Source organism: Mesorhizobium sp. P160927 (assembly GCF_057766385.1).
Window position 1 is genome coordinate 1,338,860 of the sequence record NZ_JBYMDW010000001.1, and the last position, 11,940, is coordinate 1,350,799.

The 11,940-nt window shown below is 64.1% G+C and carries 10 protein-coding genes; 8 read left to right on the forward strand and 2 right to left on the reverse strand.

All coding sequences use genetic code 11. The features are described from left to right. The first annotated feature begins 71 nt into the window (after nt 1–71). The gene (locus AC3CB8_RS06740) at nt 72–371 is read left to right on the forward strand and encodes a hypothetical protein (protein ID WP_352563314.1); all 300 of its coding nucleotides are present in this window, start codon (nt 72–74) and stop codon (nt 369–371) included. A 67-nt stretch (nt 372–438) separates the two neighbouring features. Beyond that, the gene (locus AC3CB8_RS06745) at nt 439–1,518 is read left to right on the forward strand and encodes a glycosyltransferase (RefSeq protein WP_023772474.1); all 1,080 of its coding nucleotides are present in this window, start codon (nt 439–441) and stop codon (nt 1,516–1,518) included. Between the two features lie 27 nt (nt 1,519–1,545). On the opposite strand, the gene AC3CB8_RS06750 is transcribed toward AC3CB8_RS06745, so the two are convergent. Next, nucleotides 1,546–2,568, reverse strand: coding sequence for a phosphoribosyltransferase family protein (locus AC3CB8_RS06750; protein ID WP_023772475.1), 1,023 nt, complete (start codon nt 2,566–2,568; stop codon nt 1,546–1,548). A gap of 54 nt (nt 2,569–2,622) precedes the next feature. Continuing rightward, complete coding sequence (locus AC3CB8_RS06755; RefSeq protein WP_352563313.1) at nt 2,623–4,119, reverse strand: lipopolysaccharide biosynthesis protein; 1,497 nt, start codon at nt 4,117–4,119, stop codon at nt 2,623–2,625. Nucleotides 4,120–4,303: 184 nt separating this feature from the next. Between AC3CB8_RS06755 and AC3CB8_RS06760 the strand changes: the two genes are divergently transcribed. From AC3CB8_RS06760 to AC3CB8_RS06785, 6 genes are all read left to right on the forward strand, one after another. Continuing rightward, nucleotides 4,304–5,476, forward strand: a complete 1,173-nt coding sequence (locus tag AC3CB8_RS06760) for a glycosyltransferase family protein (RefSeq protein WP_023772477.1) — start codon at nt 4,304–4,306, stop codon at nt 5,474–5,476. A gap of 15 nt (nt 5,477–5,491) precedes the next feature. Next, nucleotides 5,492–6,481: a glycosyltransferase family 2 protein gene (locus AC3CB8_RS06765; RefSeq protein ID WP_023772478.1), complete on the forward strand. Its 990-nt coding sequence runs from the start codon at nt 5,492–5,494 to the stop codon at nt 6,479–6,481. Next, on the forward strand, nt 6,481–7,431 hold the full coding sequence (locus tag AC3CB8_RS06770) for a glycosyltransferase family 2 protein (protein ID WP_023781670.1): 951 nt from the start codon (nt 6,481–6,483) through the stop codon (nt 7,429–7,431). The genes AC3CB8_RS06765 and AC3CB8_RS06770 overlap by 1 nt, the downstream gene beginning before the upstream one ends. Beyond that, a complete protein-coding gene (locus AC3CB8_RS06775; RefSeq protein ID WP_352563312.1) occupies nt 7,421–8,389 on the forward strand; it encodes a glycosyltransferase family 2 protein in 969 nt (322 codons plus the stop codon). The genes AC3CB8_RS06770 and AC3CB8_RS06775 overlap by 11 nt, the downstream gene beginning before the upstream one ends. A gap of 74 nt (nt 8,390–8,463) precedes the next feature. Beyond that, on the forward strand, nt 8,464–9,360 hold the full coding sequence (locus tag AC3CB8_RS06780; RefSeq protein WP_352563311.1) for a UTP--glucose-1-phosphate uridylyltransferase: 897 nt from the start codon (nt 8,464–8,466) through the stop codon (nt 9,358–9,360). A 148-nt stretch (nt 9,361–9,508) separates the two neighbouring features. Next, nucleotides 9,509–11,893, forward strand: coding sequence for a polysaccharide biosynthesis tyrosine autokinase (locus tag AC3CB8_RS06785; protein WP_023781668.1), 2,385 nt, complete (start codon nt 9,509–9,511; stop codon nt 11,891–11,893). Nucleotides 11,894–11,940 lie beyond the last annotated feature (47 nt).

The following is an 11,940-nucleotide window of genomic DNA, read 5'->3' on the forward strand; positions in this document are numbered from 1 at the left end:
CGAAAGCAGAATCGGGCCGACCGCCCGGCGTAGATCGGGCCGACCGCCCGGCGTAAAAGGAATTGTAGCTGATGGTGCTGGACGTGAAGCCCGAGCAAGTCACCAAGGATCATTCCGATGTTGTCGCGATCGGTTCCGGCTTCGGTTCGGCTTTCGTCCTGCATGAGTTCGCCCGGCGGCGCAAGGCGCGTATCCTGCTCCTGGAATGGGGCCGCCACAACACGCCTGAATGGCAGCTCGACCAGAACTTCAACACCGACATAGACGACGAGACGACCTCGCGCAGTTCGCCCAATGATCCCATCCGGTTCACCGGACGGCAGCCATGCACAAATCCGTTCGCGACGCTTGATCCGCCAAAGACTGCGTGAGGCGGCACTTGACGCTGCCGTTCATCGGCCATGGGCATTGAAACCCGATAGACGAGGAGCCAGGACCATGAAAGTTCTCTTTGCAGGCGGCAATGGCTACACACCGGAGTTCAGCGGCGGCGTGCAGTCGAGCACCCATCATCTGGCCGAGCAGTTGATCGAGCATGGGCATGAGGCCGCGGTGCTCGCCGCGCTGTTTGGCGATGGTGTCTTCGGCTTCAAGGCCCGTGCCAAGATGAAGCTTCTGCGTCAGCCGGCGGTCGTCGACAGTTTTCCCGGCTACCCGGTCATCCGGGCTTGGTTTCCCTGGGAGGCGGCGGCCTTCGCCGTCAACAGGGTCAAGCCGGATGTGGCGGTGGTCCAGTGTCACAAGTCGGTTCCACTCGGCAAGGCGTTGCAGGCCAAGGGCGTGCCGCTGGTCGTCTACCTCCGCAATGTCGAGTTTCGCGAGCTTGGAGGCGACCTGCGCGACTTGAGCTCGGCGCTCTACATCGCCAATTCCGAATTCACCGCGCGTACCTACGCCAGGGAGTTCGGTATCGAGGCGGCGGTGATCCCTCCGACCATCAATCCCACCCACTACAGCACGCCGACCTCAGGGCAGTTCGTCACCCTGATCAACCCGTATGAGGAAAAGGGCTTCGAGCTTGCGGTGAGGATCGCCGCCGCGTGCCCCGAAATCCCGTTCCTGTTCGTCGAAAGCTGGAAGCTGGCGGACGATCACCGGGCACGCATCGAGCAGACGATCAAGCCGCTCGGCAATGTCACGCTGGAGAACCGCACCAGTGACATGAAGACGGTCTATGGCCGCACCCGGATCCTGCTGGCGCCCAGCAAATGGGAAGAGGCCTGGGGGCGGGTTGCCTCGGAGGCCCATTGCAGCGGCATTCCGGTCGTCGGTTCGCGCCGCGGTGGCCTGCCGGAAGCGGTCGGCCCTGGCGGCACGGTGCTCGACTATGATGCCCCGCTTGCCGACTGGGTCGCGGCCGTCAGGCTCTTGTGGAACGACAACAAGGAATATGAGCGGGTCTCGACCCTCGCGCGTAGCTTCGCTGGCCGGCCGGAACTCGACCCCGACCGTCAGTTCGTCACCTTCTTCTCGATACTGGATAGGGCGGTGCGGCAGCGCGCACGCCAGGCCGCGTAGTCAAGCAGCGACCCGATCTGTTCTGCATCAGGCTGGGCGCTTGACCCTGTTCTTCAGGGTTTCATAGCCGCGTGCACCGAGCAGGGCGCGGGCAATCGTCTTGGCGGCGCTCTTGCGGCCCTCCTGCGAGTTGATCTGGCGCAGCCTCGCCGGCAGGTTTCGCGCGGCCTGCCCAAGTGCTGGCAGCGACAGCGCATCGGGAAAACTGACCATGTGCGTTTCGACGCACAGGACCGGTTTCCCCGACAGTTTGGCAATCCTCAGCGCCTGGGCATGTTCGCTTTCGATGAACAGGATGGCGTCGGATTTGCGATAGAAATCGGCCTTGAAACTGCCATGCGCGCCAAGCCGCTGGCGCTCCGCCTTGCTCGGCAGATCGAGCATGATCAGCTTGTCGTATTTGATCTCGTGCTTGGCGAGCCACGCCTCCGTCAACCCACGGTATTTTTCGAGCCGGCTGGTGACCAGCCAGCCGATCTTGCGGGTCACGGCATGAAGCGGCCGCGCCTCGCTGAGGAATTTTTCATAAGCCGGCCCGTCGTCGTTCTCGGCCTCGGTGGGGTCGAGGCACAGCACCCCGTCTATGTCGACACAGCATTGCGCCAGGAATTTGTGATGCATGAAGTTCCACTGGAACATGCGCGGATGCGGCACTACCTCGAACACCAGATCGGTCTCCTGATGCTCCGGCTCCAGGCCGAAGACGGCGGCAAAGGTGTAGTCAGCCTCGATACCGGCGCCCTTGATGCGTGCACGGGCGTCGCGCATGGCATTGCCGCCGGCGATGCTGTCGTCGATCACCAGCACCTTGCGCATGTCCGAGACCTTCCGGTCCAGGGCCGCGCGGCGTTTGGTGATGCCTGACGTGTAGACCCTGCCTTCGAGGAAGGAGTCCAGGTCGGTCATCGGGATGTTCGCCGCAAGGCTGACCAGCGTTGCCGCCAGCACGCCGCTTCTGGGAACGCCGACCACCAGGTCGATGTCGCGTGGCAGCCGGTGAAGGTTGCTCACGATGGCGTCGTTCATGTCGGAGATCGATCGGTAGTGCATGGATCAGGCCTGATGCTTGGGTGGGATATGGAATAGACGACAAAGGCGCCGAAATTATTGCGCCTCGCGCGGCGTCGCCGCCGGCGCCCTTGCCGGCAGCATTTTCAAGGCCTCCCGCAAGGCTTCGCGGCCGGCGGCGAAGGTCAGCGCGACGACGATGGTGATCGTGTAGGCGAGGATGGCGCCGCTTGCCAGGGCGACGACATGCTGCTGCGGCAGCATCGGCTTGGCCAGCCAGACCGCCCCAAGCGCCAGATGCGCGCCTAGCACGAACGGCGTTGCCGTGCGCAGCACATGGCTGGCTTGCAGCGGTCCGCTCTTGCCGACATAGAGCCACAGGAAGGGCGTGCGCAGATACTCGCTGACCGCATAGGCGACCGCCACGCCGAGCGCGCCGTAGGGCAGGCCAAGCGCGAAGGCAAGCACCGAGGTCACCGCCGTGATGATGCCCCAGCGCATGAAGTCGCCGGAGCGGCCCTGGCTGACGAAAAGCCAACCAGCCGGATTGTTGAGCGGCTGCAGCAGGCCGGCAAAGCCGAGCGCCAGGAAGATCGAGGCGCTGGCGCGCCACTGCTCGCCGAGCACGAAGGGGATCAGCACATCCGACATCGCGGTGGCGAAAGCGACGCCGGGCAGCGCCACCAGAAGGATCAGCGGCATGACGCGCAAATAGGCGCTGCGATAGCGGTCCGGCTCGTCCTTCAGCCGCGACAGCGCCGGTACCATCACCTTCGACAGCGGGTTGGTGATCTGGCTGAGCGGGAACAGGAGCAGCTTGTAGGCGCGGTCGTAGAGCCCGAGCTGAGCCTCGCCCCAGTATTTGCCGATCAACACGTTGTCGAGATTGCGGGCGAAGAAATTGGCGAAATTGAAACCGGTGATCCCGGCACCGAAATTGATCAGCTCGCTGATCCCGGCGACCTTGCGCGGCATGCCTGGGCGCCAGCGCGAGCTGGCCCAGTAGCACAGCGTCGGCAGCACCGCGCCGGTCAGCGTGCCGGCAAACAGCGCCCAGTAGGAGCGGTCGATGAAAGTCCAGGCGATCGAGACGGCCAGCCCCGCGACGGCTCCGGCGACGTCGATGATCGCCAGGCGGCCGAACTGCATGCGACGCGTCAGCAGCGCCAGGTGCTGGGCGCCAAGGCCATAAGCCAGGATCTGCAATCCCAGTGCCGCCACCAGACCGGCGACGCGCGGCTCGCCATAGAAGGCGGCGACCAGGGGTGCCGCGCCCGCGAGCACGCAGGCGAGGACCGCGCTGACGGCGACATTGATCCAGAAGAGGTAGTTCACCTCCTCATGCCGGATGCCCGATTTCTGGATGGTCGCCTGGGTCAGGCCGAAATCCTGGAACAGGGCGATGAAGGCGAGCACGGGCGCGCACATGGCCACGACGCCGAAATCCTGCGGCGACAGGAGTCGCGACAGCACGATGACGGAAATGATCTGCGTGGCGACCCGCACCGATTGCGCCATTGCGGTCACGACGGCACCGCGGCCGACCGATTTGCGCAGGGAGCCTTCCGGCGGATCGAATGGATTGGCTTCCAAATTCAGGATTCCTGATCTTCGCGTGGATTTCGGAGCCCGAAATTCACAACCGCCGCCGACCACAAACTACGGCAATAATTTTGCAGTGCAACAGAAAACGTGGAACGACGCGCCAAAAATGTTGCGATGCAGCAAGAGCTGTACTAGGCTTCCCCTGGGTGGGTCAAACAGCGGTCGAGTTTTCATGCTGCATGTCTTGTACCTGGTACATGATGTTTCCGACCCGGCGGTTCGCCGGCGTATCACGATGCTCAGGACAGGTGGCGCCCGGGTTACTCTGGCGGGCTTCCGCCGCGCCGCCGCCCCGATTGGGGATATCGAAGGTTTGCGGCCAATCGACCTTGGCGCGACGCGCGACGGGCGATTCGTCCAGCGCCTGGCGGCGGTGGCGAAAACAGCGGTCTCGATAGGTTCGAAGCTTAGGGACGTGCCGAAGCCCGACATCATCATCGCGCGTAATCTGGAAATGCTGGCGCTGGCCCGCCGCGCCCGGTCGGCTTTCGGCGCCGCTGTCCCGATCGTCTATGAATGTCTCGACATTCACCGCCTGGTGCTGCGCGACGATGTCCTGGGCAAGGCGCTGCGCGCCACCGAGCGTCATCTGGCGCGGGATGTGCGGCTGCTGGTGACCAGTTCCCCCGCGTTCATCGCCAATTATTTCAAGCCCTTCCGCCAGGTCGCGGCGCCGATGGAACTGGTTGAGAACAAATATTTCGAGGCGGCGGCGATTCTGCCCGCCGAGCGCGAGACGGTGGAAGGACCTCTCGCCCCGCCGTGGCGGATCGGCTGGTTCGGGGCGCTTCGGTGCCGCCGTTCGCTCGAACTGCTGGCCGGTTTCACGCGTCACATGGAAGGCCGGTTCGAAATCGTGTTGCGCGGCCGCCCGGCACTTTCCGAGTTCCCGGATTTTCATGCCTTCGTCGATGCCGAGCCTTACATGTCGTTTCGCGGGCCGTACCGCAACCCGGAGGACATGGCGGCGATCTATCACGACGTCCATTTCTCCTGGGCGATCGACTTCTTCGAGGAGGGACAGAACTCCGAATGGCTGCTGCCCAACCGCCTTTATGAAGGCTGCCGCTTCGGCGCGGTGCCGATCTCGATGGACAACACCGAGACCGGAAGGTTTCTGCGGCAGCGCGATATCGGCGTTTTGCTGCCGCAGGCCACGCCCGAGGCGCTCGCAACCGCGCTTGGCGGGATGGAAAAGCACCGCTTCGGCAGGCTGAAGGCGCGCGTGCTGGCCCACGATCCGAGGATGTGGAGCTACGATCGCAGCGACTGCGGCGCCCTGGTCGAAAAACTGCGCCGCCTGACCACCGTGCGCGAGCCGCTCGCGACCGAGGCCCTGGCATAGGATGGACATCGCCCGATGACGCAAGCGCTTGCCTCCACCCTGATCGTGATCCCGTGTCTCGATGAGGCGACTCACATCGGTGCGCTGCTCGACCAGCTTTGCCCGGCGGCGGAACGGCTTGACGCGCGGATCGTCGTTGCCGATGGCGGCAGCACCGACGGCACGCTGGCCATTGTCGGCGAGCGCCAGAGGAATGATCCTCGCATCATCCTGCTTCACAACCAAAAGCGCATCCAGAGCGCCGCGATCAACCTGGCGGTGGCCAAATTCGGCGAGGGTGCCCATTATCTGATCCGCATCGACGCGCATGGCGGCTATCCCGACGACTATTGCGACCGACTGGTCGAGGAGGCGTTGGCCACCGGCGCGGATTCGGTCGTGGTGTCGATGCTGACCAGCGGCAGCGGCACCGTGCAGAAGGCGGCGGCGGCGGCGCAGAACTCCAAGCTCGGCACCGGCGGCTCCAAGCATCGCCATATCTCCGCCGGGGAGTGGGTCGACCACGGACACCACGCGCTGATGCGGATATCTGCCTTCCAGGCCGTCGGCGGCTATGACGAGACGTTCAGTCACAATGAGGACGCGGAACTCGACTATCGGCTGAGGCAGGCAGGCTACAGGATCTGGATGAGCGGCAGGACGCAGATGGTCTATTATCCGCGGACCTCGCTGCGCGGCCTCTATGTCCAGTATCTCGGCTATGGCCGCGGCCGCGCCAAGAACGTGCTGAAACATCGTGTGATCCCGAAGGTTAGGCAGATTGTGCCGCTGGCGGTCTTCCCGGTGGTTCTGCTGGCGGCCTTCTCCTTCGTGCACTGGATCGCGGCGCTGCCGCTGATGCTGTGGGTGGCGGTTTGCCTGGGCTACGGCCTGGTGGCGGCCGTCAGCCAGCGCAATGCCGATATCGCGCTTGCCGGAGTCTCGGCGATGGTCATGCATTTCGGCTGGTCCGTGGGCTTCTGGCTGCAGCTTCTCGGCCTCGGCACGCGGCGGAGGGCGGCGTGATGGCGGTTGAGGTCAAGCATCGCAGCATCGACATCGGCGTGTGCACATTCCGGCGGCCGGAACTGGCCGACACGCTGCGCTCGCTCGCCGCCCTTGCCATGCCTGACGGCTTCGAGGTCGGCGTCATCGTCGCCGACAATGACGACACGCCCAGCGCCAAGGACCTGGTGACGGCGCTGTCGCAGGAATTGAAGTTGCCGATCCGCTACCGGCATTGCCCGGCCCGTAACATTTCGATCGCCCGCAACGCTTGTCTCGAGGCCAGCGAGGCCGATTTCCTTGCCTTCATCGACGACGATGAGACCGCCACCGCCCACTGGCTCGCCGAACTGGTGGCAACGGCCGAAAAAAGCGGCGCCGCCGCGGTTCTCGGCCCGGTGCGCGCACTCTATCGTCCGGATGCGCCGGACTGGATGCGCCGCGGCGATTTCCATTCCACCTTGCCAGTCCACGTGCACGGCGAAATCCGCACCGGCTACACCTGCAACGTCCTGCTGCGCATGGGATCCGACAGCTTGCGCGGCCGCCGCTTCAGCCTGGCGCGCGGCCAGACCGGCGGCGAGGACACCGAGTTCTTCGACCAGATGCACAAGGCAGGCGGCCGAATCGCCTTTGCGCCGGAGGCATGGGTGGACGAGGCGGTGCCGAGGGCCAGGGCCGCATTCGATTGGCTCAGCCGCCGCCGCTTCCGGGTTGGCCAGACGCACGGCCATCTCCTGGCCCGCGGCGCCAGCGGCATCGCGCGAGCAAAGCAGGCCGGCCTTGCCGCGGCAAAGGCCGCTTTTTGCTTCGCCGCGGCAGTTCCGGTTGCAGCCAGTCCGGTACGCAGGAATCGCAGCGTCTTGCGCGGCATCATGCATGTCGGGGTTGTCAGCGGTCTTGTCGGCGTTCGCGAACTGCGCCTCTATGGCCAGCCTTCACCAGGGGAAGGAGGCAAGCGTGCAGCCTGACGTTTCGTCCGTGCCCGATGTGTCTTTTGTGATCGCCGCCTACAACGCCGAGGCAACCCTTGATAGGGCGGTCGCCAGCGCCATCGCCCAAAAGGGCGTCAGCCTCGAGATCATCGTCGTCGACGACAAGTCGCGTGACGCGACGCTCGATGTGGCGAGGGCCTATCCCGAGCATGTCGTGCGTGTCGTGGCGCTGGAAGAGAACAGGGGGCCCGGAGGGGCCCGGAATGCCGGGCTCGACGCCGCCCGCGGCAGGTGGATAGCGGTTCTCGATGCCGACGACGCCGTCTTTCCCGGACGTGTCGCCGCCATGATCGGCCGCGCCGAAAAGGCGGGCGCCGAGGTCGCCGTCGACAATCTCCAGGTCGTCCGTGAGGACGGCGTGGTCGAGGACGCGATGTTCCCGCGCCGGTATCTGGAAGGCCTGCGCGAGATTTCGCTGGCCACCTACATCGCCGGCAACGTCGTCTTCGAATCGGAGTTCAATCTCGGCTATCTCAAGCCGATTTTCCTGCGCCGGTTCCTCGACGAAAACCGGCTCCGCTATGACGAGAAGCTGAGGATCGGCGAGGACTACATCCTGTTTGCCGAAGCCCTGGCCATGGGCGGAAGATGCGTGGTGGAGCCCGATATCGGCTATGCCTATCATATCCGCGGCGGCTCCATCTCGCGTGTGCTCGAGCCTCATCACGTCGAGGCGATGCGCGTGGCGGATGCCAAATTCGCGCAAACCCACCGAATGGACGAAGCGGCCCAGGCCGCATTCGCCCGGCGCGGCCGCAGCCTGCGCAAGGCGGCGTCGTTCCTGGCGATGGTCCAGCACATCAAGGCGCGGTCCCCGCTCAAGGCGATCCGGACGGCGCTCAGCGACCCGGCGGCGGTCAGGCATATGGGCATGCCGATCGCCGTACGGTTGCGAAGAGTAGCGGCACAGTTTGCCGTGGGGGCGGGGAGGTGAAGATGCAGGCACATGGAGGGATTTTTCGTGGCCTGTGAATGGACTGTAGTCGATCTCCTCAGAAGGAATTTGCGATGAAGAAAATCAGGAAGGCCGTGATACCGGTGGCGGGGCTTGGAACACGGTTCCTGCCGGCGACCAAGTCGATGCCGAAGGAAATGCTTCCTGTCGTCGACAGGCCCGTCGTGCAATATGCGGTGGACGAGGCCTTCGAGGCCGGCATCGAGCACATCGTGTTCGTAACCGGCCGCAACAAGGCGGTCATAGAAGACTATTTCGACCTGCATCCGGAATTGATCGGAACCCTGGAGCAAACTGGCAAGAAGACTCAGCTGGAGACGCTCGAAAGCATGCTGCCGGTGGCCGGCGCCACCTCCTTCATCCGCCAGCAGTCGCCGCAAGGTCTCGGCCATGCCGTCTGGTGCGCCCGCGAGGTCATCGGCAATGACCCCTTTGCCCTGCTTTTGCCTGACATGGTCTCCTTCGGCGGGCGCGGATGCCTGGCCGAGATCACCGACCTCTATGCGCAGACCGGCGGCAATGTCATTGCCGTCGAGCGCTGCGATCCCACCGAGACCAACAAATATGGCATTGTCGGCCGTGGCGCCGACATTGGCGGCGGTTTCGAGGTGACGGCCATGGTCGAAAAGCCGGCGCCGGCCAACGCGCCGTCGAACTTCTACATCAACGGCCGTTATATCCTGCAGCCCGAGATATTCCAGCTTCTGGGCAACCAGCAGCGCGGCGCCGGCAACGAGATCCAGCTGACTGACGCCATGGTTCGCCTGTCGCAGGAGCAGCCATTCTTTGCCCAGCCTTTCAAGGGGCGCATGTTCGACTGCGGTTCCAAGGAAGGGTTCATCCAGGCCAATATCGCCTTCGCGCTGGCGCGCGATGACATGAAGGGTCCGGTTTTCGAGATGCTCCGGGAGTTCGTCCGGACGCATGAACGCCAGGAAGAAGCCGCATAATGCCCATCTTTCGGGAGTATTGTCGGGTGGCTGACGGCGCAGGGGCCGGCCGGCTCCGCGCTGTCCGGCACCAAGCGTGTGTCGCGCCTGCCAATGCTCCCGATCTCTCCGGAGCCTGCGAGCGAGACAAGCCAGAATTGGACCGAAGATGAATTATGCCAATTTTCCTCTCGACAAGAGGATGCCATTGCCGAATTCGGACGCAGGAGACGGCGACGACTTCATCGATATCGAGCGGCTGCTTGGCATGGCCGCACGCCAGGCCAAGGTGGTTGGCGTGTGCGCCATCATCGGTCTTTTCCTGGGCATGCTCTATCTGCAGACCACGCCGCCAAAATTCGTGTCGGTCTCCAGCGTGCTGATCGATGAAGGTCTGAACAAGATCGTCGACGACATCTCGGCGGCATCGACGACCATGCAGACCGATTCCGCGATTCTAAGCCAGATCGAGATCCTGACCTCGACGCGGCTTGCCGCCGTGGTCGTCGACAAGCTCAAGCTCGACCAGAACGACACGTTCATGAACCCGCCCCAGTCGGCCCTTGCCCAGGGCGTCGGCTTTGTCCGCGGTCTAATCCAGTATGTTCGTCCGAGCAGCCCGGTCATGCCGGGTGTCGGCGACATCTCCAAGCTCGACCCCGCCGCGCGCGATGCGCTGATCGCCGGGTCGAGCCGCGACTACGCCATTCTCAAGCTGCAGAACGAGATCCGGGCGGATCGCGTCGGGCGAAGCTACGTTATCGCGCTTGGCTACCAGGCGACGGATCCGGCATTGGCGAAGGCCATCACCAAGGCCTATGCCGACGCTTATCTCGCCGACCAACTCGACGCCAGCTTCGACGCCACCGAGCGCGCGGCGGTCTGGCTGCAGGGCCGGTTGACGGAACTGCGCGAGAGCTCGCAGCAGGCATCGCTGGCGGTCGAGAAATTCAGGGCCGAACACGGCCTGTCCGCCAACAGCGACGGCCAGCTGATGAGCGACAAGCAGCTCGCCGACCTGAACGCCCAGCTCATCGTGGCGCAGGCCGACACCGCGCGTGCCAGCGCCCGTTACCAGCAATACAAGTCGATCGTCGACAGCGGCTCGGACAACGCTTTCAAGGATGCCGCCATATCCAGCGACCAGCCAAGCAGCTCGGTCATTGCGGCGCTCAAGACCCGCTATCTCACGGTCGCCAAACGGCAGCAGGATGTCGAGGCGAATTTCGGCCCGCAGCATCCGCAGGCGGTGGCGCTCGCCAAGGAGAAGGCCGACATCTCGACGCAGATCTTCGGCGAACTGAAGCAGCTCACCGAAAGCTACCGCAACGAGTATGAGGTGGCGTTGGCGCGCGAGACCGCGCTCAGGGCCAATGTCGCCGCCGCGCAGGGCAAGAGTTCGATCGACAACCAGTCGCAGGTCCAATTGCGTGATCTCGACCAGAAGGCGACGGCACTCTCCACGCTCTACCAGACGTTCCTCGGACGCTACGAGGAAGCCGCGCAGCAGCAATCCTTCCCGGTCGGCAAGATCCGTATCATCTCGGATGCGTCGACGCCGCTTGCCGCCTCGAGCCCGCGCACGGTCATCGTGCTCGGTCTTTCGCTGGTGCTCGGGGTTCTGATGGGCGCCGGCTTCGGCGGCCTCAACGAGTTCAACGAGCGGTTCTTCAGGACCGGCGAGGAGGTCCGCGACCGCGTCGGCCTCAAATTCCTGGGTTACCTGCCGACCATCGGCAGCAAACCGAGCAAGGAAGACAAGCCAGCCGAACCCGATCTCAAGGTCGCCAGATCGCCGGCCGCCATCGAAAGGCGCGCACGGATGCGGGTGAGCGTCGACGCTCCGGCATCGATGTTCTCCGAAACGCTGCGCAGCGCCAAGATCGCCTTCGATGTGGTGATGGAAGGGCAAGGCAGCCGCGTCATCGGCGTGATCTCGGTCCTGCCCGGCGAAGGCAAGTCGACGGTCGCGGCCAATCTCGCCGGGCTGCTCGCCGCCAATGGCTCCAGGACGCTGCTCATCGACGGTGATCTGCGCAATCCAGGCCTTAGCCGCAGCCTCGGCATGGAAGCCGAGCAAGGCTTGATGGAAGCGGTGGTGAGCGGCCAGACCTGGCAGTCCGTCGGCAAGATCGACAGGCAGACCAAGCTGGCGATCATTCCGGCTGTGCTGCGCGGGCATTTCTCGCACACCAGCGAGCTTCTCTCCTCGGCCGGTATGCGTCGTTTCATCGAAAACGCCAAGGAGACCTTCGAATACATCGTCGTCGATCTGCCGCCGCTTGGCCCGGTGGTCGACGCCAAGGCCTTCGCACCGCTGGTTGACGGCTTCGTGCTCGTCACCGAATGGGGCCGCACGCCGCGCGCCATGGTGCGCTCGATGTTGGAATCCGAGCCCTATGTCGCCAACAAGATCGTCGGCGCGGTGCTGAACAAGGTCGATCTGAAGAAGCTCGCCAAATACGGGTCGTTCGGCGCCTCGGAGAAATTCTTCGACAAGTACTCGAGCTACTATCTCGACAAGTCGGAAGTGCGTTCGAAGGCAACGGTCTGAGATAAGGCCGTTGCCCATCATGTCTTGGACCTGCGCAGCGGTTCTCA